The 23346-nt window shown below is 72.4% G+C and carries 18 protein-coding genes; 6 read left to right on the top strand and 12 right to left on the bottom strand.

Annotation, left to right across the window (positions count from 1 at the left end):
- The first annotated feature begins 1 nt into the window (after position 1).
- Complete coding sequence (locus NAG42_RS37620) at positions 2-1825, top strand: FtsX-like permease family protein (protein ID WP_250037112.1); 1824 nt, start codon at positions 2-4, stop codon at positions 1823-1825.
- 77 nt (positions 1826-1902) lie between these two features.
- Here NAG42_RS37620 and NAG42_RS37615 read toward each other — a convergent pair whose 3' ends face one another.
- The 5 genes from NAG42_RS37615 to NAG42_RS37595 all read right to left on the bottom strand — a co-directional run bounded on the left by NAG42_RS37615 (position 1903) and on the right by NAG42_RS37595 (position 6844).
- Entirely contained in the window at positions 1903-2700 is a 798-nt protein-coding gene (locus tag NAG42_RS37615; RefSeq protein ID WP_250037111.1) for an alpha/beta fold hydrolase, read from the bottom strand.
- A gap of 28 nt (positions 2701-2728) precedes the next feature.
- Entirely contained in the window at positions 2729-3535 is an 807-nt protein-coding gene (locus NAG42_RS37610; RefSeq protein ID WP_250037110.1) for an alpha/beta hydrolase, read from the bottom strand.
- 39 nt (positions 3536-3574) lie between these two features.
- Positions 3575-6265, bottom strand: coding sequence for an ATP-binding protein (locus NAG42_RS37605; RefSeq protein ID WP_250037109.1), 2691 nt, complete (start codon positions 6263-6265; stop codon positions 3575-3577).
- A gap of 106 nt (positions 6266-6371) precedes the next feature.
- The gene (locus NAG42_RS37600; RefSeq protein WP_250037108.1) at positions 6372-6569 is read right to left on the bottom strand and encodes a PIN domain-containing protein; all 198 of its coding nucleotides are present in this window, start codon (positions 6567-6569) and stop codon (positions 6372-6374) included.
- Complete coding sequence (locus NAG42_RS37595) at positions 6566-6844, bottom strand: type II toxin-antitoxin system Phd/YefM family antitoxin (protein ID WP_250037107.1); 279 nt, start codon at positions 6842-6844, stop codon at positions 6566-6568. Before NAG42_RS37595 ends, NAG42_RS37600 begins: the two co-directional genes overlap by 4 nt.
- A 62-nt stretch (positions 6845-6906) precedes the next feature.
- Here NAG42_RS37595 and NAG42_RS37590 point away from each other — a divergent pair, with 62 nt between their 5' ends.
- Both NAG42_RS37590 and NAG42_RS37585 read left to right on the top strand, forming a co-directional pair.
- Positions 6907-7341 carry a helix-turn-helix transcriptional regulator gene (locus NAG42_RS37590; RefSeq protein ID WP_250037106.1) on the top strand — a complete coding sequence of 145 codons (435 nt, stop codon included), beginning with the start codon at positions 6907-6909 and terminating at the stop codon, positions 7339-7341.
- A gap of 28 nt (positions 7342-7369) precedes the next feature.
- A complete protein-coding gene (locus NAG42_RS37585) occupies positions 7370-7780 on the top strand; it encodes a VOC family protein (protein ID WP_250037105.1) in 411 nt (136 codons plus the stop codon).
- Here NAG42_RS37585 and NAG42_RS37580 read toward each other — a convergent pair.
- Genes NAG42_RS37580 through NAG42_RS37570 form a run of 3 tightly spaced genes read right to left on the bottom strand, consistent with a single transcriptional unit; the run spans position 7777 to position 11461 of the window.
- Positions 7777-8838, bottom strand: coding sequence for a DUF3616 domain-containing protein (locus NAG42_RS37580; protein ID WP_250037104.1), 1062 nt, complete (start codon positions 8836-8838; stop codon positions 7777-7779). The genes NAG42_RS37585 and NAG42_RS37580 overlap by 4 nt on opposite strands.
- Positions 8839-8895: 57 nt before the next feature.
- Positions 8896-10263, bottom strand: coding sequence for a M20/M25/M40 family metallo-hydrolase (locus tag NAG42_RS37575; protein WP_250037103.1), 1368 nt, complete (start codon positions 10261-10263; stop codon positions 8896-8898).
- Positions 10264-10306: 43 nt separating this feature from the next.
- On the bottom strand, positions 10307-11461 hold the full coding sequence (locus tag NAG42_RS37570) for an acyltransferase family protein (RefSeq protein ID WP_250037102.1): 1155 nt from the start codon (positions 11459-11461) through the stop codon (positions 10307-10309).
- Between the two features lie 69 nt (positions 11462-11530).
- Here NAG42_RS37570 and NAG42_RS37565 point away from each other — a divergent pair, with 69 nt between their 5' ends.
- Together NAG42_RS37565 and NAG42_RS37560 are read left to right on the top strand one after the other, a co-directional pair.
- Positions 11531-12277 (top strand): SDR family oxidoreductase, encoded by a 747-nt coding sequence (locus NAG42_RS37565; RefSeq protein WP_250037101.1) that lies wholly within the window; start codon positions 11531-11533, stop codon positions 12275-12277.
- Between the two features lie 17 nt (positions 12278-12294).
- Positions 12295-13038, top strand: coding sequence for an SAM hydrolase/SAM-dependent halogenase family protein (locus NAG42_RS37560; RefSeq protein ID WP_250037100.1), 744 nt, complete (start codon positions 12295-12297; stop codon positions 13036-13038).
- Position 13039: 1 nt separating this feature from the next.
- On the opposite strand, the gene NAG42_RS37555 is transcribed toward NAG42_RS37560, so the two are convergent.
- The 3 genes from NAG42_RS37555 to NAG42_RS37545 all read right to left on the bottom strand — a co-directional run bounded on the left by NAG42_RS37555 (position 13040) and on the right by NAG42_RS37545 (position 20238).
- The gene (locus tag NAG42_RS37555) at positions 13040-14494 is read right to left on the bottom strand and encodes an RAD23 family protein (protein ID WP_250037099.1); all 1455 of its coding nucleotides are present in this window, start codon (positions 14492-14494) and stop codon (positions 13040-13042) included.
- Positions 14495-15397: 903 nt separating this feature from the next.
- Positions 15398-18235, bottom strand: a complete 2838-nt coding sequence (locus NAG42_RS37550; protein WP_250037098.1) for an ATP-binding protein — start codon at positions 18233-18235, stop codon at positions 15398-15400.
- On the bottom strand, positions 18232-20238 hold the full coding sequence (locus NAG42_RS37545) for a type 1 periplasmic-binding domain-containing protein (RefSeq protein WP_250037097.1): 2007 nt from the start codon (positions 20236-20238) through the stop codon (positions 18232-18234). Before NAG42_RS37545 ends, NAG42_RS37550 begins: the two co-directional genes overlap by 4 nt.
- A 292-nt stretch (positions 20239-20530) precedes the next feature.
- Here NAG42_RS37545 and NAG42_RS37540 point away from each other — a divergent pair, with 292 nt between their 5' ends.
- Positions 20531-20815: a hypothetical protein gene (locus NAG42_RS37540; RefSeq protein ID WP_250037096.1), complete on the top strand. Its 285-nt coding sequence runs from the start codon at positions 20531-20533 to the stop codon at positions 20813-20815.
- A 49-nt stretch (positions 20816-20864) separates the two neighbouring features.
- Here the strand turns inward: NAG42_RS37540 and pheT are convergent, their stop codons facing one another.
- Positions 20865-23345, bottom strand: a complete 2481-nt coding sequence (gene pheT / locus NAG42_RS37535) for a phenylalanine--tRNA ligase subunit beta (RefSeq protein WP_250037095.1) — start codon at positions 23343-23345, stop codon at positions 20865-20867.
- Position 23346: the final 1 nt, after the last annotated feature.

Raw genomic sequence — 23346 nt, 5'->3', positions numbered from 1 at the left:
GATGAGCCGGGCCGGCCTGGCCGAGCGCTGGACTTTGTTTGTGGGCGCGCTGCTCTCGGTCACCCTCGGGGTGGCGCTGGTGCAGTCGTCACTGTTGCTGCTCATCTCGGCGGCGACCCTCGACGGTGCTTCGGCCGACGAGGCCGCGGTGCCCATGCTGGGCATCGTTCTCGGCGGGGCGGTGTTCCTGGCCGGCTTCGTGATCAGCTCGACGTTCGCGTTCACCGTCGACCAGCGCCGCCGTGATCTGGCTCTGCTGCGACTGGTCGGCGGCAGCCGCCGGCAGGTGCGCCGGCTGCTGCTGGGTGAGGCGCTGCTGCTCGGGCTGGGCGGCGCCGCGCTCGGGGTGCCGGCCGGGCTCGGCGTGATGGCGGTGCAGACCTGGCTGATGCGCCGGTTCGCCTTCGTGCCGGCCGGCTTCACCGGCGAGTGGCGCATGTGGATCCTCGGGGTCTCGGTCGGCACGGGCGTGGTGCTCGCGGTGGCCGGTGTGCTCGTCGCGGCCCGGCGCGCGGCCGGGGTGCGGCCGCTGGAGGCGCTGCGGGAGAGCGGCCCGGCGGCCCGGGTCATGACGGCCGGGCGCTGGGTCGCCGGCCTTTTCTTCTTCGGCGGCGCGCTGGCGCTGGTCATCGTGGCTCCGCACGGCGGCCCGGCCGGCGGTCAGGCGATGGCCATGAACGTGGCGATGCCGGCCGCGGTGGCGGTGGTGGCGTTCGGGCCGCTGCTGGTTCCGCTGCTCGCCCGGCTGATGCCGTTCGGCGGGGGTGTGCTGGGCTCGCTGGCCCGGGCCGCCGTCCGCGACGCCCGGCGACGGTCGGCCTCGGTGGCGGCCCCGCTGATCGTGCTGGTCGCGCTGGTCATCGGGAACACGGGCGCCGGGGCGTCGTTCACGGCGAGCGGCATCGACGAGGTGGCCCGCTCGACGCACGCCGATTTTGTGGTGGAGGGCCGGGTGCCCGCCGGCTCGGTGCCGGGAGTGTCCACCGTGTCGGTCGAGACCTCGCTGCCGGCCCAGGTCACCGTCGGCTCCGGCGAGGACCAGGAGACCACCGACGTGACCGCCCTGGTGATCGACCCTTCGGCGTACGCGGCGGTGCACGGGACCCCGGTCGACCTGCGGGGTCGTGCGGTCGCCCGGGGGCCGGGCGGTGAGGTGCCGTCGAGCGGGCCGGTGCGGGTCCGCGTGGCCGGGGCCGATCTCGGGGAGCTGCCGGTGGTGGCCGCCGTGCCCGAGATGCTCAGTGGTGGCGCGAGCCTGCTGCTGCCGACGGGTCTGGTGCCCGCCACCGGTCCGACCACCTCGTTCGTGACGCTCGCGCCCGGGGCTGACGCTTCCTCCGTAGGGTCCCGGCTGACCAGCATCGGCCCGGTCTCCACCATCGGCGACTGGCTGCGGGCCGACGCCGAGCTGCGCAACTCGACCAACGACAAGGTCCTGCTGGTCGTGCTGGGGCTGGGCGGTCTCTACGCCCTGATCGGCGTCGTCAACTCCATCGTGATCGGCGCCGCGACCCGCCGCCGCGAGTTCGCCGAGGCCCGCGTGACCGGCCTGACCCGCGGCCAGGTCGTCCGGGCGGCACTGCTCGAGGCGTACGCCGTGACGGGTGCCGCCCTGCTGCTGGGCCTCCTGGCCGCGTCGGCTGCTTTCGTCGCGGTGCTGTCCACGACGTCCGCCGTGACCGGCGTGGCCACCCTCGACCTGCCGTGGCCGCTCTTCGCCGCCGTGGCCGCCCTGATCCTGACCGTCACCGGCCTGACCAGCCTGATCACGTCGTGGTCAGCCACCCGCCACCCACCCGTGACCCTGCTGGCCGCCCGCGAGTGACCGCGGACCGGCTTGCTCGACCGACGACGGCGTGCCGCTGGGCCGGGGCTCAGCGGCACACGTCCGGATCGGCGCCGTCAGCGAGCCGCGGCCTCGATCAGGCGGGTGACCTGCTCGGGGTGGCTGACCATGGCGGCGTGCGACGAGTTGACCTCGACGGTCCGGGACTTGGCCCGGGCGGCCATGAAACGCTCCAGGTTCGGGGCGATGGCCTTGTCGTTCCGGGCGACCAGATACCAGGAGGGAATCGTCTTCCAGGCGGCCGCGGGGGCCGGCTCGGCGAAGGCGGCCGCGTTCACGGGTTCCTGGGTGGCGGCCATGGTGGCCGCCGTGGCCGGGTCGACGTCGGCCGCGAAGACGCTGCGGAACTTCGCGGGTTCGAGGTAGAGGTCCGCGCTCTGCGGTCCGGTCGGGACCTGCTGGAGCGGAAGGGCGGCGATGGGGTCCGGCACCGGCTTGGCGCTGAGCGCCCCGACGGTCTCCCCCTCGTCGGGGGCGAAGGCCGCGATGTAGACGAGCGACTTGACCGCGGGATCACCGGCCGCGGCCGTGCTGATGACGGCTCCGCCGTACGAGTGGCCGACCAGGACCACCGGACCGCCGATGAAATCGACCAGGCTCTTGACCGACGCGGCGTCGGTGGCGATACCGCGCAGCGGGGTCGCCGCGGCGCGGACCGGGTAACCGTCCCGGCGGAGCCGCTCGATGACGCCGTTCCAGCTGGACGAGTCGGCGAACGCGCCGTGCACGAGCACGATGGTCGGCTTGGCCTGGTGGTTCGGGGTGGCGTCGGCGGGCAGGGCCAGGGCGAGACCGGCGGCGATGGTGACCGCGCTGAGGGCACCGCCGATGGTGCGGTGGATGGACTTGCGCATGGTGGGACACCCTTCTTGGTGCTGTTTCTCAGAGGGACTGCTGCTTCAGCCAGGACAGGGAGGCGTCGGCGACTTCGCGCCAGCCCGGATCGATCGTCAGCGAGTGGGCCCGGTCGGGGAACTCGAGGAGGTCGGTGACGGCGTCGGAGTGCCGGTACTGCTTGAGGGTGGCCCGGGTGATGCTCTCCGGAACGGTGTGATCGCGACCGCCCATGATCAGCAGCAGCGGTCCGCGCATCTCGTTCCCGGTGTCGACCTTCGCCGGCGAGTGGGGGTCGAAGTTGGCCGCGGCCGCCTCGAACAAGGGCTTCCCGGGCGACGGGATGGCCCACTGCTCGTACAGGACGGTGGATTCCTGCTCGGTGACCGCGTTGCCGAAGCCGTAGCGGAACTGCTCGGCGGTCAGCGAGACGGCCCGGTGCCGGTTGGCGACGTTCTTGAAGACCGGGAAGGTGACCCGCAGCGACGACAGGGGCAGCGGCAGCACCCCTTTGATCTGCGCGGCGTCGATCGCGACGGCCGCCACGGCGAGATCCTGGCCGAGGAGTCTCTGGGCGATCATGCCGCCGAAGGAGTGTCCGATCAGGATCGGCTTGGTGGGCAGCCCTTCGATGATCTTCGCGTAGTGCTCGGTGACGTCGTCGATGCCGTGATCGGCGACGCTGCCGGGGTCGGCGCGGGCCTCCCCGACGGTGTCCGGTTCACCCGGCCAGCCGGGGGCCAGGGTCGGGTAGCCGGCCGCTTGGAACAGGTCCGACCAGTTCGCCCACGACGTGGCGTGCAGCCACAATCCGTGGATGAACAGGACCGGCGTGCGGGTGTCGAGATCGCTCATGACCCGACGGTAGGCAGCGGCCGAACGGCCTGGCATGCGTCATGTGACGGTATCGCCGGGCAGCGCGGTGCGCAGTTCCGCCCGCGAGGTGATGCCGAGCTTGGGGAAGATCCGGTGCAGGTGAGAGCTGATCGTGCGGTGCGACAGATAGAGCCGCTGACCGATCTCCCGGTTGGTCAGACCCTGCGCCCCCATCTGCGCGATCTGCAGCTCCTGCGGGGTGAGCTGGTCGCGGGCCTCAGGAGTGCGGCGGCGGCTCGTCTCTCCGGCGGCCCGCAACTCGCCGCGCGCGCGGTCCCCCCAGCGGATCAGGCCCAGGGCGTCGAAGGTGTCGCGGGCGGCGCGCAGAGGTGGCCGCGACTCGGCCGCCCGGCGCTGCCGGCGCAGCCTCTCGCCGAGAGCCAGCTGAGCCCGGGCCCGGTGGATCGGGCCGGACCTCAGCGACGCCTCGAACAGCGGCGGCGCCTCGGCGTCACCGGCCAGCAGCGCTCGCGCATACCGCAGACCGGTGTGCAGCGCCGGTGACGGGGTTCGCGCACCGACCGCCGTCATCTCGGTCATCAGGCTTGCCACCTCATCGGCTCGCCCACTGCGGACGGCCGCCTCGGCCAGATCGCCGACGGCATAGCAGCGGGCCGCCGTGTGAGAGGCGGGGTCGGCCGGGTCATAGATGCGCCGCAGCTCGGTGAAGGCGTCCTCGTGGCGCCCATCGGTCAGCGCAGCCGAGCCACGGGCGAACTGCACGGCGGACAGCAGGGCCCGGGCATCACCCGGCAAAGCCGTCCGCTCCGCCTCGGCGGCAAACCGGTACGCCTCGTCCTGCTCGCCGCGCATCCCGGCCAGCAGAGCCTGGGTGGCCCGCGCGGACGCGGCGACCAGCGGCTGCGACGAGTCCCGGGCCAGCCGGAAGGCCTCGTCAGCGGCCGGCATCGCGAGGTCGAGATCGGCGAGCAGAGCGCCGCTCCACGCCTGCAGAGTCAAGGCCCGGGCCAGCAGCCCGAGCCGGCCCTGCACCCGCAGATCGTGCAGCGAACCGGCGAAGAAGCCGGCGGCCAGCTCGAAAGCGCCGATCGCCTGGGCCGCGTTGCCCAACATCCGGGCCGCCTGCCCGTCGGCGGCGACGGCCTGCCGTCGCAACCGATCCAGCACGATGCCACCGCGGTCGATCGGCGAGGCATAGGCGAGGATCACCAGCAGCCGGGGATCGTCCCCGTCCACCGGGACCCGCTCGGCGGCCGCGACAACGCTCCGCCGCGTCTCCGCACCCGGCTCGGTCCACCAGCATCGCAACGCCGCCCCGTGCAACAGCTTCAGGGCCAGATCCGGGTCGTCGGCCGCGGCCCGCTCCGCGACCCGGGTCGGCGACCACGCCGCCGGGACCCGGCCGAGCACCCCGTCGTCGAAGCTGCCCCCGATCCACGCCGTCCGCCAGCTCTGCCGCACCGACAGCCCGACCTGGTCGGCCTCGGCCAGCAGGCGGACGACGCTCTCGCGCCGGCCGAGCTCGAACGCCAGCTCCGCCGCCCGCAACAGGCGCTCACCCCGCAGGACCGGGTCGCGGGTCAGCTGGGCCGAGCGTTCCATGGCGGCTGTCCCGGCCGCGATGCCGCCCCGGCGCTGAGCGCGGACCGCCGCCGCTTCCAGATCCGCGGCGACCGCGTCGTCCGGGCCGGTCGTCGAGGCGGCCCGGTGCCAGACCCGGCGGTCGTCGTTGACCACGACCCGGGCCAGAGCGGCATGGGCACGGTGCCGCCGCCCGACCGAGGATCGCTGGTGGATCGCGGAACGCATCAACGGGTGCAGGAACCGGACGGACTCGGCGCCGGCCTCCACCAGCCGGGCCGCGATCGCGGGCACCAGATCGTCGGCCTCGAGCTGCTCGCCGGCGACGATGGCCGCCGCCTCCAGCACCTCCGACAGGGCGTCGCCGTCGTTGAGCGCCATGACCAGCAGCAACGTCTTCGTGGCGTCCGGCAGGCTGACCATCCGGGTCGAGAAGGCCTGCTCCAGCCGCGCGGTCAACGGCAGCGCGGCGCCGTCGCCACCCACCTCGACGACGGAGGGCAGTTCCACCAGCGCGAGCGGGTTGCCGGCGGCCTCCCGCAGCACCCGCTCGCGCAGCTCCGGCGGCAGACGCTCGTCGACCAGGAGCTCAGCCTCGGCGCGCTCCAGCCGCCTCAGCGCCATCTCGGGCAGCCCGCTCTCGGCGAAGGGGCCGTCGAAGCCGTCCCGCAGCGCCGCCACCAGGACGACCGGCTCGAAATCCAGCCGCCGCGCGACGAACAACAGCACCTCCGCGCTCGCCCGGTCCAGCCATTGCGCGTCCTCGACCACCAGCAGCACCGGCGCCTCGGCCGCGGCCTCCCCGAGCATGCTCAACGTGGCCAGAGCGACCAGGAAAAGCTCGGGCACCCCGTGGTCGCTGCGACCCAGGGCCGCCAGCACGGCACCGCGCTGCGGCGGCGGCAACCGGTCGACCTGATCGATGATCGGACGCAGCAGCCGATCCAGGCCGGCGAAGGCGATCTGCGCCTCACTCTGCGTCCCGGTCGTCGTGAGCACACGCATCGGCCGGACCCCGGCCAGCCGGGACACCGCCGTCACCAACGCCGACTTGCCGATCCCGGCCTCACCCCGGACGACGACCGCGCCGCCGGCATCACCCGCCCGTTCCAGGAGCTCACCGAGAACGCGCAGCTCCTCGCCCCGGCCGACCAGCTCCTCCGACATGGTCCACATCATCCGACATCCCGTCGCTCCCCGCGACCGCGAGGCGACAGCCGCGGAACCGGGACAGCCGGATCGGCCCGTGACCCGGTCGGCGGCCCGCGAGTGATCAGCTCTGGCCGGGGCTGGCGGTGGGCAGTCCCGCCGCCTTGGCCGCGTCGAGGAGCCGACGGTCGTAGGTGACGAAGGCGGTCAGCTCCGAGCCCGACTCGTTGACCAGAACCTGCGCGGTGGCGAGGTGAATGGCATCAAGGCTACGCAGCGTCGGCTCGGCGAAGGCGGCCGCGGCGGAGTCGAGGTAGATCACCAGCGTTCCTCGTACCGCAGGTCGGCAAGCTCAGCGGCGACCTCGACGCTCTCGTCACCGAGCCTCGGAGGCAGCGGGACGCGTCCTCCACCGGTCGGGGGCACAGCCCGCCCCGCGGCCACCAGCTTGGCCAGGGCGGATCGGTCGTCGCCGACCGGAACAAGCCGAGCGATCGGATGACCGCGGTCGGTGATCTCGACGGTCTCACCCCCACTCACCCGAGCCAGCACCTGGCTCGTGTTCTGCTTCAGTTCACGGACACCGATGCGTTCCATGCCGGCAACTGTAGAAGGCCAAGTTCTACGCGGCCGGAAGCCGGTTTCTCTACCATTGCCGCGTGAGCCGAGAGGTGGAGCTTCTCAACCGGCGGCTGCTGCGGGCCCGGGACGCGATCGACCGGGCGTACGCCGAGCCGCTCGACGTCGCGGCCATCGCGGCGGTGGTCCACCTGTCGGCGGCGCACTTCAGCCGGTGCTTTCGCGCGGCGTTCGGCGAGACGCCGCACCGCTACCGGCAACGGCGGCGGATCGAGCGTTCGATGTTCCTGCTGCGCGAGACCGGCCGCAGCGTCACCGACATCTGCTCCGACGTCGGGTTCACCAGCCTCGGGACGTTCAGCCGGACGTTCCGGGAGATCGTCGGCGAGACACCGTCGGGCTTCCGCCGCGGTCACGGCCCGGTCGTCGTGCCGCACTGCGTGCAGATGGCCCAGAACCGGCCGCGATCGAGCAGTTCTGGAGAAGCGGCGGTCGCGCCGGCCTCCCTAGGCTGACCACGGTCGTACGACGAGGGAGCGCGAGATGATCACCAAGCTTAATGTCACGTCCATCTACGTCCTGGACAAGGACGAGGCCCTGGAGTTCTATGTCGGCCTGCTCGGACTCGAGAAGGGCAACGACGTCCAGCAGGGCTCCTACCGATGGCTGACCGTCCGGGTCCCCGGTGACGGCGGCACCGAGATCTCGCTGGAGCAACCGGGCCCGCCCCTGCACGACGAGGCAACGGCCGAGCACCTGCGCGAGCTGGTCGCGAAGGGCGCTCTGACCGGCCTCGTCCTCAACACCGACGACGTCCGCGGCCTCTACCAGACCCTCGTGGCACGCGGCTTCACCGATTTCACCCAGGAGCCGGCCGACCACTTCTACGGCACCGACATGGGCCTGCGCGACCCCTCCGGCAACCCCATCCGCATCCTGCAGCAGGGCACCTAGGGCAGGCGGACGACGTCGGCTATCACGGCGCCGTCGTCGGTCAGGCGGACGGCGGCGGGGCTGTCGTAGACGATGAGCAGGCGGCCGTCGCCGTAGCGGGAGAGGCCCTCGGCGTGGTCGTCGCCCTCGCCGAAGGTCAGCTCGAGCTCGCGGCTGATCAGGTCGCCGCGCACGATTGTCGGCTGCTCGGAGCGGCGGGCGCCGTGCCAGCGGTAGACGCGGACCGGGCCGTCCAGGTCCATCGTCGGGCCGGCCAGGATCAGCAGGTCGTCGCCGTCGGGGCAGAGGTCGCGGACGCCCAGCCCGTCCAGCTTGAGCACGTGCTTGCGGTACGTGAAGCCGTCGGCGAACTCGTGCAGCCGCAGGCGGTCGGGCTGGTCGGGGTCGACGTAGGGCCGCAGCTCCAGCACGAACGCCCACCCGCGCAGCACCGGCCCGCGCAGCCCCAGATAGATCCGGTCGTCGCTGACCGCGATGCCCTCGATGTCGAGCCCGTTGTCCTTGCCCGGGATGGCCAGGAACGGCGCCAGATGCTCATCGCGCCGCAGCAGGTGACGCAGGTCGTCGTGGCCGCCGAGCGCCGCCGCGCGATGCTTCTCGCCGTCGACGTCGATTTCCCGTACGGGGGTCGGCAGCCCGTCCACGTCGGCGATCGGAAGCCGTACGAGAATCTGGCGGTTCTGCTGCCCCTCGATGCGCGCCAGCCGCTTGAGAGCCTTCGCGCCCTCGTGCCGGTCCTTGATCTGTTTGCGGCGCAGGCTGTGCGAGCCGATCGCCCACAGGAACGACCCCGACCGGGCCAGCCCCTCGACGTCGGCCTCCTCCTCGATGTCGGTGCCGGGCAGGGTGATGAAATCAGCCAACCGGTACGTCGTCTCGGCACCGAACTCCGTCGGCTGCGCCGGGTCGTCGGCGACCAGCCGCTCCACCGTCGCGGTCTCGTCCCCCGCGATCCACAGCACGGGCCCGTCGAGGCGTACGGCCGAGAGGTTGGTGTGGGTCGCCGCGGCGCGCGACTTGTCCCCGAAGCGCAACCGGACCGTGTGTTCCAAGGTCATGGTCATCATCGTCGCACCGGGAAGCCACCCGGGGTGTCCGCTGTCGGGATTATGAAATCAACTGGACGGGCCAGGCGCGGCGGCCGGGCTGCGGTGCCCGTCGGCGTCGACCGCGCGGACGCCGAAGAAGACGTTGTCCTTGGAGAGGTCGATCGTCACCTCGCTGACCTTGCCGACGGCCCGCGAGTGCTGCCAGCCGGGGGCGGTCGTCTCGCGCCAGACGACCTCGTATCCGGCCAGGTCGGGTTCGGTGCCGAGCTGCCAGCGCAGGGTGGTGGCGTTGGTGAGCTGGGTGGTGTCGATGACCACGCCGCGCGGGGTGCCCGGGGCCTGGGCCAGCGACCACAGAGCGGCCGCGTTGACCCGGGCCACCCGGGCGATGTACGCGAAGTCGCAGAACTCGATGAGGTCGCCGTACTGCACACCGTCCTCGACCCGGACGTCCTGGTGCTCGTGGGCGAAGTTCTCGCGGGGCTCGGTGAACCGGGCCGCCGGGTAGCCGCGCAGCAGGAACGAGATGTGGTCGCTGCCGCGCAGGTAGCGGTCGCGCCGCCAGATCACGCGCACGTCCATGCCGGTCCGGGCGTTGCTCGCCACGTCGTCGACGAACCGGCCGAGCTGCCGGGACGGCCCGTCGTTCTCGCCGCCGACGCTCTTGCGCACGCTCGCCTGGGCCGCCGTCTCCGAGGTCGGCACCCCTTCGACGAAGAGCCGCACCGACCGCGGGTCGGCCGGCGTGCCGTCGTGGGCTCTGCCCGTGCCGACGATGTCGCAGCTGAACATGGCCTGGATGTCGGCGCCGCGATCCTTGTACACCTGGGCCATGTGGTCGGATCCGTAGAGCCCCTGCTCCTCGCCGGCCACCGCGGCGAAGACGATGGTCGCCTCGGGCCGGCGGGTGGCCAGCACCCGCGCCAGCTCGAGGGCCACGGCCACGCCGGACGCGTCGTCGTCGGCCCCGGGGGCGTCCTTGACCGCGTCCATGACGTCGGTCACCCGGGAGTCGTAGTGCCCGGTCACCACGTAGATCCGCTCCGGTGTCATGCTGCCGGTGAGCGTGGCGATCACGTTGGTGATCGTGGTCGGCACCGGGACGCGGGGCGAGACCGGCTGCACGAAGGACTGCAGCTCCACCGACATCCGCCCGCCGGACGTGGCCGCGTAGCGCTGCAGCTCAGCGAAGATCCAGTCGCGCGCCGCCCCGATGCCCCGGACCGGATCGTCCTGGCTGGACAGCGTGTGCCGGGTGCCGAACGAGACCAGCTTGCGGACGATCGCCTCGATCCGCTTCGGGTCGATCTCGCGGAGGATCGCCGTCAGGTCCCCGCGGGGCACGGTCCCCGCCATTGCCTCGCCCGCGATCAGCGGCGCCGCCGCAGCCGCCGCGGACACCGTCAGGAACGCACGCCTCGTCGACTTGGCCATGCCGTCCACTCTGGCCCGGGACGGCGCCGATGTCCATGTTCATCTATGTCTTGGCACGCATGCCGAACAGGAACCGGGTCGCTGCCGTGCGCCGGACGAGCAGGTCGTAGACCAGAAACAGGACGGCGAACGAGATGGCGACGACGGCCAGATACTTGACCGCCATCGGAGCGTCCCAGCGCACGGCGAAATAGGCCACCACGACGACGATCGGCTGGTGGAGGATGTAGAGCGGCAGGGCGGCGGCGGCCAGGTAGGCGAGCACCGGCCGGTCCCGTCCGGGTTCGGGCGCGGGCTCGCGGGGGCCCCGGTCGAGCAGGCCGAGGATGGCCACCAGCCAGCACCAGCCGGCCGCCGCGAAGACGACGCGGGCGGCGATCGCGTGGGCCGTCAGGTCGGTGAACGGCTCCCCCTCATCCGTGCTCAGCAGCAGACCGGACGCGCCGAAGAGCAGGAACCCGACGATCGCGGCCGGCTTGGCGTCGCGCCGCATCCCCGTACGGAATCGGTCGTCGGCCGCCAGCACGAAGCCGTAGAGAAACAGCAACAGGTACGCCCATCGGCTCCAGCCCGCGAACGCCTCCTCCATGCCCAGCACCGCCGCGACCACGATCAGCGGGATCGCCGGGACGACGAGGAGCACGCCCCGTCGCGACACGAACCCGAGACGATCGACCGGCAGCCACCGCGCCACCAGGGCCAGGATCAGCGAGAACGTCAGCAGCAACACGACGAACCACAGGTGCCCGGTCTCGAAGTGCTCGCCCTGGATCAGGAACGGGAAGTCGGACAAGCTCAGGTGGACGTCGAAGAACCGCAGCAGGAAGCGCGGGTAGGACTCGTCGTAGGCGGGATCGGCCGCCTTGAGCCGCAGCCATTGCGGCACCGGCATGAGGGTCAGCGTGGTGAAGACCAGCGGCACGCCGAGCCGCAACAGGCGCTCCCGGACGAAGCCGCTCGCGCCGCGCCGGCCCATCGAGTGCCACGACCCGAGCCCGGCGATCAGGAAGAGCGCCGGCATCGCCCACACGACCCCCAGCCCGGCCACCCAGGTGATCGCCTCGGTGGTCTGCGCGTTCTTGACGTAGAAGTCGTCGCGCTCGTCGAAGACCAGCGCACTGTGGAAGAACACCAGCCCGAGGACGACCACGAGCCGGATCGCGTCGAGCTCGGGCCGCCGCCCACCGTCCCCCGCCATGGGCGTCACGGTAGGGCGCCGCGCGGCCCGGCGGAACCCGCCGAAACGTCCGGGCAGTACGGTCGGCGGATGACGATCTCGGGAAGTGCCCTGGTCACCGGAGGTTCGCGGGGGCTGGGGGCGCACCTCTGCCGTCGGCTGGCGGCGGACGGGTGGGCGGTGGCGGTCAACTACCGGTCCGACGCCGACGGGGCGGCGAAGGTCGTGGCCGACATCGAGGCGGCCGGCGGGACGGCGGCGACGTTCCGGGCTGACGTGACCGACGAGGGCGACGTGGATCGGCTGGCGGCCGAGGTCGAGCGGAGCCTAGGGCCCGTACGGGTCGTCGTGGCCAACGCCACCGGTCCGCAGCCGGCCGCCAAGGCCGAGGAGACGACCTGGCAGGACCATCTCGACCAGCTGACCTTCTTTGTGAAGAGCCCGACCCTGCTGCTGCGAGCCACGCTGCCGCACATGCGCCGGCTCGGCGGCGGGCGGTTCATCCACATCGGCTCGGACATGGTGGAGCGGGCGCTGCCCGGGTGGTCGGCCTACAACGCGGCCAAGGGGGCGCAGCTGATCCTGGCCCGCACCTGGGCCCGCGAGCTGGGCGTCCACAACGTGACGGTCAACGTGGTCGCGCCGGGCTGGATCCCGGTCGAGCGGCACGGCGAGATCACCGAGGAGAACAGCGCCGGCTACGTGGCCGGGGTACCGCTGGGCCGGATGGGCACGCCGGCCGAGATCGCCGACGTGGTGGCCTTCGTGGCGTCCGACGCGTCGCGCTTCGTGACCGGCGAGCGCATAACGGTCAACGGCGGGCACACCCTCGGCTAGCCGGTTAATCTGCGGGAATGCTGATCACGGTGGTCGCCGACTACGGCGTGGGAGATCTGGCGTTCGCCGAGGTGCGGCAGCGGTTCGCGAAACTTCTGCCGCAGGCCGACGTCACCGCGGTGCCGGTGCCGGCGTTCGACACGGTGAGCGCCGGGTTCTGCGTCGCGCAGCTGGCGCTCACCGACGGGCCGGCCGACCGCATCGTGTTCGCCAATGTCGCGCCGCGGGCCGACGAGGACGACCCGCGCCCGGACAACGCGGGCGAGCGCCTGGCCGCCGTCCGGCTCGACTCCGGCGTCCTGGTGGTCGGCGTGGCCTCGGACGCGAGCCTGTCGTTCCTCGGGGCGAAGGTCCGGGCGGTCACGGTGGCCGACGCCGGCTCGCAGTTCCGGTCCCGGGACGTCTTCCCGGCCGCCGTGGCCGCCCTGACTCACGGCGAGGACCTCTTCGGCGAGGAGCTCGCTCTCCCGGCCCCGCCGCACCACGCGGTCGTCTACACCGACGGCTACGGCAACCTGAAGACCTCCTGGCACGAGCCCCCGGCCGAGCCGGGCACCACCCTTCGCGTACGCGTCGGCGACCGCACCGCCGAGGTCGTGGTCAGCGACGGCGTCTTCACCGTGCCGGCCGGCGCCATGTCGTTCGCCCCGGGCAGCTCGGGCTGGGGCGAGCCGTTCTACGAGCTCCTCCTGCGCGGTGGCAGCGCGGCCGACACCTTCGGCCGGCCCCGCTCCGGCACCCCGGTCGAGATCGAACGCTAGGTCAGCGCATCTCGTCGTTGGGATCGACCGCACCGTCGCCGGGATCCCGGAACTGGCGCCACGACCCGAGACTCTTGTGCAGCCGGTTCTCCTCGGCCGTGAACTCGCCCTGCGGCCCTTGCCGAGCCGTCGGCGAGTACCCCACCGTGGACGTGTCCGGCTTCCACTCGCCGCCCTCCATCCGGCCCGGGTTGCCGATCGCGATCTGGCCGGTCCAGGCGATGTTCATGGCCATCTGAGCCGGCTTGTGGGTCGCTTCGTGGGGGCCGTTGTAGGTGTGCACCCGGCTGGGATCGACGTCCCGCCCGGCGGCCTGCTGCGCCCTGAGCTCGGCCCGCAGGTGGTCGGCGGCCGGCTCGACCCGCTGCTTCTGCATGTCACCGGTGACCGGCAGATCACCGGCCTTGGCGTACGACTCGTACACCGGCAGATAGTGCTCGTAGGTGTTCTGATCGCTCGCCCGGCCCTCGCCCGGCGCCCGCGCTCCCAGTTGGGCACGCTGGTTGTCGGCCACGGACTTGGCGACCGGGTCCACGATGTCAGGGTCGCCGTCGCCGAGGTCGATGAACCGGGCTCCCTGCTCCCGCATCGCGGCGAACTGTTCCGGCGAGAGGTGGTTGGCGTCCACGATGTCCTGGGGCCGCATCCGATAAGTGTCCCGGGAGTCGTTCTCCGACATCCGGCCGCGTACGACATCGAGGTAGTCGCCCTTGAAGAGAGGGTCACTGCCGATCACGACGATGGGCTCCGGAAGCTTGGTCTCCTTGGGCACGCTCCTGTCGAGCGGGGACTTGTCGGGCCCGGTGGCGTTCCTGTCGGGCGGGGACTTGTCCGGCCCGGTCGCGTTCCTGTCGGGCGGGGACTTGTCCGGCCCGGTCGCGCTCCTGTCGGGCGGGGACTTGTCCGGCCCGGTCGCGCTCCTGTCGGGCGGCGCCTGTGCGGAGGTGACCGCGTTCTCCAGACGGTCGGCCTTGGCCTGGGTCACCGCTTCACGGATGCCCTGACGCTGCGCCTCCCTCGGGGCCCCTTCGGATCCGCCACGGTAGTGCGAGCCGTGCGGCCGCTCACCCGGAGTGTCCGGCTCGGAGGTGCCCTTACCCCGCAGATCAGCGGCGGGGTCGAAGTGCTTCGCGTCGTGATCGCGCCGCTCAGATCGCCCGCCATCGGGACCAGCGGCCGCTTCCTTCACCGCGGCCTCAGCCTTCGCGGGGCGGTGGTCGACGTACTGCCCCGCGTCCTGCTTGGCTTCCTTCCGCGCCGTGAAGTCGTCCAGCTTCTGCTGAAACTCCGGCGTGGGTTGCCACCCTGCTGCCTCCGGCTTGCTCTCCGGACGTGGGCCGCGCTCAAGCCCGGCCGGCCGCTCAGCCGCACCTGATCGCTGGGCCGCTTCGGGGGCGGGGGCTGTCTCCGCCCCACGCTGCTGTCCGGCACCCGGTCGCTCACCGTCACTCGCCACGCCGCCATCCCGTTGCTGCGCGACCGCCGACCGCACCCCGTCGCGCTGCTGCGCAGTCGTTTGCTGCCCTGCACCGCCATCCCGGCGCTGCCCGACCGTCAGGTGCACACCGTCACGCGCCGCACCATCACGCTGCGACCCGACCGCCGGCCGCTCCGCACCACCATCCCTCTGCCGCCCCTCTGTCACCCGCCCCGGCTCGCCGGCAACCTGCCGTCCGGTTGCCGCCCGCTCCCCTTCCCGCCCAGCGCCACCATCCCGCGGCTGCCCAGCTCCCCCAGGCACATCGCCGCGTGCGGCACCGCCATCCCGCGACTGCCCAGAGGTAGGGCGCTCGCCGTGTCCCGCAGTCGCGTTCTCCGCTTTGACCGCGCGATGGTCAACGTATTGACCGGCGTCCTGCTTGGCCTCTTTCTGCGCCCTGAAGTCGTTCAGCTTCTGCTGGAACTCCGGCGTCGGCTTCAAGCCAGGCGGCTCCAGCTGTCTCGTTTCCTCGGGAGCCCGGCTGGTCGGCTGGTCGCGGGCGGGCGAAGGGGTGCCCTGGCCCGCTTCCTTCTGCGCCCGCAGACTGTCGACCTTCTGCTGAACGTCGGGGGCCGGACGCTGCGGCTGGTCCGGTGGGCGGGGCGGAGGCGGAGGCGGGGTGTCGGGTCGGGTCGGGGTATCGGCCACGGCGGGCTCCTCAAGCGAGTTGATCAAACGATGTGATCCGGCGGACGGCTCAGCCAGATCGACCGGGCGAGTTGCTCAGGCCGATCAACTAGGGGCGAAGCCCAAGCGGACCAACAGGAAGCGACGCCCAAGCGGACCAACAGGAAGCGACGCCCAAGCGGACCAACAAGGGGCGACGCTCAAGCGGACCGGCAGGCGGCAGCGCTCAAGCGGACCGGCAGGCGGCAGCGCTCAGGCGGATTGTTTGACGGCGGCGTCCAGCAGGTCCGGGATCCAGTCGCCGCCGCGGAGGGCGTCGATCAGGGCTACCGCCAGGCGGTCCGGCCAGTCGTAGGCGGATCGGTCGGTGCCGACCGCACGCTCGATCGCCGACGGCACCTCGCGGCCGAACGCGACCTGGAGCCGGACCGAGGGGTCGGCCTGGTCGAGGCCCATCCAGAACCGCACCCAGCCGGTCTGCTCGGCGATGGTCTCCCCCACGATGTCGCGGCCGATCGCCGCCGACCAGGCCGCCGCCCGAGGGTCGGCCGGGTCGTCGGCCTCGTGGCCCGTCAGCGCGTCCAGGATCGGGTCGCAGCGATAGGCCGGCGCGATGAAACCGGGTTCCTCGGGCCGGCAGCCGCCGGGCTCGGAGAACGCCGCCGTCACGTGCTGGGCCAGGGTGGACGGATCTGCCGTGGTGCCCAGCACGGCCGAGCGGGTGGCCACTGCCGCGTCGACGGCCTGGGAGAGCACGCAGTCCCGCAACCGGGGTTCCAGGGCGGACAGCTCGGCCGCCTTCTCGTCCCACACCACCGGGCGAGATTTGCCGGTGAGGTGCGCCAGCACGGCGAACTCGGCCCACAGTGTCACCCACGGATGGTCCTCCCGGTAGCGCTGGGCCGTCCGGATCACCCGAAGCGTGCACGCGCCGGCCCGGCATTCGGCGCCGCAGGTGTCGCTGCGGCGGCCGATGATCGGGTCGGCCGCGGCGGTCGGGGTGCGCCCGTTCTGTTCGCGGGCGGTGCCGTCGGGCATGCGGACCAGGACGGGCTGGTCCATGCCGTCGGCGAAGACCGCCGCTGTGCCCGCGGGCAGGGTGACCAGGAACTCGGACTGGCGGTCGGTGAGGTTGGTGGTGGCGCCGACCGCGTCCCGGTCGTCGGCGGCGGGGAGCCGGTGCATGATCTTGACGGCGGTGTTCTTGATGACGTCGGGCACCAGCTTGCAGGGGATCTGCTCGGCGATGATCAAACCTTCGCCGTACGCGCGAATCTCGGCCAGCAGGGCGGCGAACAGCTCGACCGCGTGCGCCGCCGGCCCCGCCTGCTCGGTGCGGCGCAGCAGCCGGTGGGCTTCCTCGAAGACGCTCAGGTGCCGCAGGCCGAGCCGGGCCGTCCCGGGATCGCGCCGCATCTCCACCCTTAGGTGCTCGGTGAGCTGGATGAGCAGGCCGCCCATGAGGAACGCCTTGTCCCGGTCGTCGCCCACGTCCTCGATCTCGAAGACCACGTTGCGGCGCATCAGCTCGGCGAAGTCCAGCGGGTGGCCGCCCTCGAAGAACCGTCCGGTGGTGCCCTGGCGCAGACTGGACAGCCGCACCCGGATGAAGCCGCGGACGTTGTCAGTGATCTCCCGGCCGTACCCGATCTGTTCCACCACCGAGTCGGCCACCCGTTGCAGGTCACCCAGGGTGGGATAGCGAGGCCGGTGGCCGGCCGTCCGGGACTCGCTCAGCGTGAGGTCCCAGCCCAGCTCCTCGTAGCAGCGGGTCAGCGCGGCACTGAGCACCTGGGGGAACGGCTCCTCGGCTTCGAACGCGGCCAGGAACAGCGATCGGGTGAGGTCGAGGTGGGTTTGCAGCGGGAACCCCTCGGCCGGTCGCAGCGGGTTGAACCCGGCCGGCGGGGTGAGCGGATCCCCGGGGCGCACGACCACCACGCGGTCGCCGCCGATCCGGTCGGCCATCTGCCGGTACTCGGCCTTGGCGGGCTCGACGACCAGCCACGGGATGCTCTGCCGGGCGGCGTTCTCGAGCAGGTTGCGGACGGTCTGGGACTTGCCCGCGCCGGTCGCGCCGCAGACGAAGGTGTGCCGGTTGAGGCTGCTCCGCGGCACCTCGAAGGAGCCTGCCGGTCGTTCGTTGCGGTCGAGCACCGTGCCGACCGCGACCGAAGCCGCACCCGATCCGGTTTCCGGCGTCAAATCGAACTCCGGGCGCAGGGCGAAGCGCAGGCCCGGCACCTCCTCGATCGGAGCGACCGCGAGCGCGGCCAGCAGCGGCGAGCCGGCCAGGGCAGGCGAGTCGGGCAGGTCGTCGCGGGCCAGGATCTCGTCGAATCCGCCGGTCACGCCGGTGGGCGTCAGGACGTAGGGCTGGCGGCCGAGGTCGGCCGACGCGCAGAGCAGACCGGCGACCGCCGTGGCCGCCGCCGGGGACGGCCCGCCGGCGAGCAGGTGCACACGCCACAGGCCGGTGGACCGGGCCTGCTGGAGCTCGCGGTGCCGGCGCTGGAGCCGGGCGGCCGCGACCGCCTGCTCGGGCGACTGGGCCTTGGACTGGGCCTGCCGCTCTTCCAGGGCGACCGCCTTGGCCACGGTGAGGATCTCGGCGTTCGGCACCGGCTCGGCCAGCACGAGCCAGGCGAACCCGGCGTGCCAGACGTGCAGCAGGCACTCGTCCAAGGTGGGCCGGACGTCGTCGTCCGGGCCCGGCTCGTCGGTCAGCAGCCCGTCGGTCAGCCCGGCCAGCCGCGTCCAGCACGGCATCGCCCGCAGGTCGTCCAGCAGCTCACCCGGCGCGTACGGCCGGCCGCGACCGCCCGGAGGCAGGGAGAGCGGGCTCATCCCCTCGCCGGCGGCACCGGCGATGCCCCCGGCCGAGAAGACGTCGATCGGGGCGCCGGCCGAGGGCCGGCGCCAGCCCAGGAGCAAGCTGGCGGCACCGTGATAGGCCGACACGATGCCGGCCAGCCGTCGCCGGCGGCCGACGTCGTGCGCCGGGTCATCGTTCGCCGACGGGGGCCGGCGCGGCAGCTCGAGCACCCGGTTGATCGTCATGGTGCTGATCAACCGGTTCGCCTCGGTCACTGCGGACCACCCCACGGGCCCTGGTAGGGCTGCTGCTGATACTGCGGCTGAGGCGCGCCGGACGGCGCGGCGCCCCAGCCCTGCAGGGTGTGGCCGGTGGCCGCCTGCGCGGTCTGCTCGTGCCCGGCCAGCGGCTGTGGCTGCGAGACGGTGACCTGGCTGGGCTGCCTGGTGGCGGGGATGACGGCCTCGGACGGGTCGGGCAGCGGCAGCGGTTCGACCGGTTCCATCGAGACGCGGGGCAGCGTCACGATCGCCGGGTCGACCTCGACGGCCTGGATCACCGAGCCCCGGCCGTGGCTCTTGACCAGCACCATCGCGTACTCGGGAAGGTCTTGCAGCACCCGCGGTTCGAGGGTGTATTCGTAGACGCGTTGCACCGAGCTGGCGTCGCTCCAGTTCGTGCCTCGGGCGGTCGACTCGGTCTGGCTCCAGTTGCGGCTCTTGCTCCAGTTGCGGCCGTAGTTGCGCGAGCTGCCCTGCCGGCTGTAGCTCTTGCCGTCCGATCCGCCCTCGGTCCAGGTCTCCCCGTGGGTGTCGGCCAGCGTGTGCGTGTCGTTGCCGCCAAGTGTGCGGGTGAGCTGGCTCAGCACGAACTTGTGGCCCTTGCCGATGTAGTCGGCGGCCTGGTTGGCCTCCTGGTGGTTGCCCAGGCGCATCAACGCGACCTCGCCGCCGCCGATGGTGTGCAGTGACTCCTCGCGGAGGTGGCTGAAGAACAGCACCAGCCGCACCCCGTGCCGTTCGCAGAGCGTGCTCAGCTTCTCGATCGAGCGGTGGTGCACCTCGTCGGCGCCGAGCAGCACGAGCGACCCCATCGGCCGGGCGTCGCGCCGCACCAGGCGGGCCAGCCACTGCACCATCAGGTCCTTGAGCAGCTCGTTCTGGGCGTTACCACCCTGGCCGTCGGTGACCAGGCAGGTGAGGTCGGCCGGGGCGGGCGCGTTCGACCGGCTGCCCATCGTCTCGAACGGGTTGAGGAACGCCTCGATCCGGCGCAGGTGCTGGTGCATCTGACGACGGCTCTCGTCGGGCTGCAGCTCGAGCAGCCGCTCGGACTCGTCCGGGGTGAGTGCCGCCTGGACCGGGCGGTCGGTGAGGACCCGCAACGCACCCAGCAAGCGGGCGACGCTGAGGTCCGGCGCGAGGATGCCGCAGATCTCGCGCAGCAGGAGCGTGTCCTGCGAGCGTTCGGCCCGGCTGCTGCTCTGTGCGTCGCCGTGCATGGCCTCGACCAGGCAGTCCACCAGCTCGCCGGATTCCAGACCGCCGACCAGGTCGAATTCGGCCAGCTGGGTGGGTAGGCGCAGTTCGCGGACGGTCCGCCGGGTCTCGGTGGCGAGCTGGGTGAGCTCGGCGCAGAGAGCCTCACCGGTGAAGTCGACGAGGGTCATCGGGCCCCGGGTGGCCAGCAGCGAGCCACCGAAGACGGTGAGCACAGCCTCCCACCCATAGGTGGTGCCGCCGATGATGTCGACCCGCCGGGTGCCGGGCGACGGTGTGGCCGCGGCCCATTCGACCATCGCGTCGGTGGCCTGCTGTTGCTGCTGCTCGTGCCACTGCCGGCGGGCGTCCCAGGCCGCGTAGGCCTGGCTGTACTCGTGCTGGAGGCGAGCCTGCTCGGTCTCGATGGCCTTCTTGGCGAACGAGGGCATGAGTCCGGCCAGGACCGCGCCGGCCACACCCCCGACGAAGACGACGAAGCCGAGAACCATCATGGCGCTGCCGCCGCTGCTGGTGTCACCCCTCGAGGCAGCGCTGCCGCAGCAAGCCAACAGGAAGGACAGACCGACGCCGACGCCCAGCGCGGTCAGAACCCGCTTGGCCTGGTTGGCCTGCGCCCGATTCAGCCGGTCGAGCAGGTGCGACGGCAGCGGCGCCGGTTGCGGCGGCGACTCCAGGAACTTCCGCCGGTAGAGGTTGCGGTCGTTGAAGATCCAGCCGAGCCGCTCGCCGGGCGTGGCCAGCAGGGGCAGGGGGCTCGGGCGGGGCACGACGGTCATGTCGGCAATCTCCGTGTTCTCGGACAAAGGTGATGATCGGCATAAGTTGGTTGCCGACAGTCAACCAACCGTCACGAGACGATGAAAGGAGGAGTACTTCGGCCGTGTGCGTTTCTGGTCCACCGGCGGAGCCGAGCTGTCCGAACGGTGGCATCGGCTGACCACGCGGCGGGTTCGCCGGGATAAGAAGCGATATGTCCGGTGCGAAACGGCCGTCATTCCTCCGGGTACATTCCCGGAGGCTGCTCGGCGGGCGCCGAAAACGGGCCGGTGCGCCGGAGAATGTCTACCCATGACGTGGATCCTGCTGACCGTCCTGCTGGTCGTGGCCGCGCTCGTTGTCGTCGTCGCCGGGCAGGCCGGCGAGACCACGTGGGCGGTCCGGAGCCGGCGCGGCCGATCAGCCGGTCAGCGCGGAGCGCCGCGCGTGCAGTGCCTGCCCTGCCACGGCACCGGATGGCGCGGCGGGGAACCGGAACGCACGCTGACCTTCATCGGCGACGGCTTCGAGGACAAGCACCGTCCGGCCACGCTGTGCCCGGACTGCGGCGGCACGGGAGTCGCGGCGGGACACTGAAACGCGAGACGCCGGGCCCGCGAACAGGCCCGGCGTCTCGTTCGAGATCTCAGGCGCCGCGCAGCGTCGCGCCGAAACGGGCGGCGGCCGCGGCCACGGCGGCGTCGCGGGCGGCCAGCGTCTCCTCGGTGGTGAGAGTGCGGTCGGGAGCGCGGAACGTCAGCTTGTAGGCCAGCGACTTCTTGTCCGCGCCGAGCTGGTCCGACTCGTACAGGTCGAACAGCGACAGCGACTCGAGCAGCTCGCCCGCCCCGTCGGCCAGCGCGGCCTCGACCACGGCGGCCGACGTGGACCGGTCGACGACCAGCGCCACGTCGATCAGCGCGGGCGGGAACGACGAGATCCGCTTGGCCTGGGTGACCGGCGGCAGCGGCAGCGCGTCGAGGTCGAGCTCGGCCGCGCAGGTGCGCTTGGGCAGCTCGTAGGCCGACACCACCGCCGGGTGCAGCTCACCCGCGTGACCGACGACGACGCCGTCCACCGAGATCGCGGCACACCGGCCGGGGTGCCACGGTGCCAGCTCGTCCGCGCCCACGGTGACCCGGTCGGCCGTGACCCCGGCCGCCGACAGCGCGATCCGGGCCGCCTCGACCGCGTCGGCCCATGACGCCGCCCGGCCCGGGCCCCACCAGCCGGCCGGCTCGGCGTCACCGGTGAGCGTGACCGCGAGATGCCACGGCTGGGCGGGCACGATCGAGTTGGCCGCGGTCCACTCCGCCTCGGACGGACGGCGGTCGACGCCCATCACCGGCGGCGCCGTCTCGGCCAGGCGCGGCAGGAACACCGTGCCCGTCTCGAACAGCGCCAGGTCACGATGACCCCGGCCCAGGTTGCGCTTGAGCGTGCCGAGCAACGTCGGCAGCAGCGACGTGCGCAGCAGCGGCTCCTGCTCGGAGAGCGGGTTGGTCAGCCGCACGGCGCTGCGCCGCGGGTCGTCGGCCGGGTAGCCGAGCTGGTCGGCCGCCGACGGCGCCACGAAGGGGTAGGACAGCACCTCGACGTAGCCGTTCTCGGCCAGCGCCCGGCCCACCGAGCGCCGCCGCCGCTGCTGCGGGGTGACGCCGCTGCCACCGCGGGCCGGGGGCAGCAGCGACGGGATGTCGTTGTAGCCGCCGAGCCGGGCCACCTCTTCGACCAGGTCGATCGGGGCGAGCAGGTCGGGGCGCCAGGACGGCGGGGTGACCTCGAACGGCGCGGCCCCGGTGACCGTGCAGCCGACCCGGGACAGCAGCGCGGCCACCTGATCGGCGTCGTAGGCCAGCCCGATGCTGCGCGCGGGCAGGGCCGGGTCGAGCGCGATGGTGGCCGGGGCGACGACGTGGTCGATGTCGAGGACCTTGTCGTCGGCGGTGCCTCCCGCGTGCTCGGTCAGGATCTGCACGGCCCGCTCGAGCGCGACCAGGGTGAGCTGCGGGTCGACGCCGCGCTCCCAGCGCTTCGCGGCCTCGCTGAACAGCTTGTGCCGGCGGGCGGTGCGGCCGACCATCACCGGGTCCCAGTGGGCGGCCTCGAGCAGCACGTCGACGGTGCCGGGCTGCCACTCGCTGGTCTCGCCGCCCATCACCGCGGCCAGCGAGATCGGGCCGGTGTCGTCGCAGATCACCATGTCCTCGGCGTCGAGCACCCGGGCCACACCGTCCAGCGTGGTCAGCTTCTCGCCCGGCCGGGCCCGGCGCACGACCAGGCCGCCGCTGAGCCGGTCGAGGTCGAAGACGTGCATCGGCTGACCGAGCTCGAGCATCAGGTAGTTGGTGATGTCGACCGGCAGCGAGATGGCACGGATGCCCGACGCGATCAGGCGCTTCTGCATCCACTCGGGTGACTGCGCGTCCGGGTCGATGCCCCGCACGACCCGCGCCGAGAACCGGTCGCAGCCGACCGTGTCCTCGATCTCGACCTCGTACGGGATCCCGTCCGTCGGCCCGGGCGCCGTGACCAGCGTGGCCGGGTCGGTGTAGGCGGCGTCGAACGCGTACGAGAGCTCGCGGGCCAGACCGCGCAGGCTCATCTCGTAGCCGCGGTCGGGCGTGATCTCGACCTCGACGAGCACCTCGGACAGGCCCACGACGGGACGCGCGTCGGCTCCCGGCTCGGCCGCACCGGGCGGCAGCACGATGATGCCCGAGTGGTCGCCGCTCAGACCGAGCTCGGCGGCCGAGCAGATCATGCCGTGGGAGTTGCGGCCGTACGTCTTGCGCGCGCCGATCTTGAAGCCGCCGGGCAGCTCGCCGCCGGGCAGGATCACCGCGACCAGGTCGCCCTCGCTGAAGTTGCGGGCGCCGCAGACGATCTCCTGCGGCTCGGCCCGGCCCACGTCGACGGTGGTGAAGCGGATCGGCTTCTTGAAACCGGTGAGCTCCTCGATGGTCAGCACCCGGCCGACGACCAGGTCACCCTGGACGGTGGCGGCCTGGTCGACGATCGACTCGACCTCCATGCCCGCGTTGGTCAGGGCGTCGTCGAGCTGCTGGGCGGTGAGGTCGGCGGGCAGCTCGACGAACTCCCGCAGCCAAGAAAGTGAAGTCTTCACC

Source organism: Paractinoplanes maris (assembly GCF_023544465.1).
Taxonomy (GTDB): domain Bacteria; phylum Actinomycetota; class Actinomycetes; order Mycobacteriales; family Micromonosporaceae; genus Actinoplanes; species Actinoplanes maris.
Note: the sequence above shows the minus strand (reverse complement) of the source record. Positions and strands in the feature narration are given on the sequence as shown.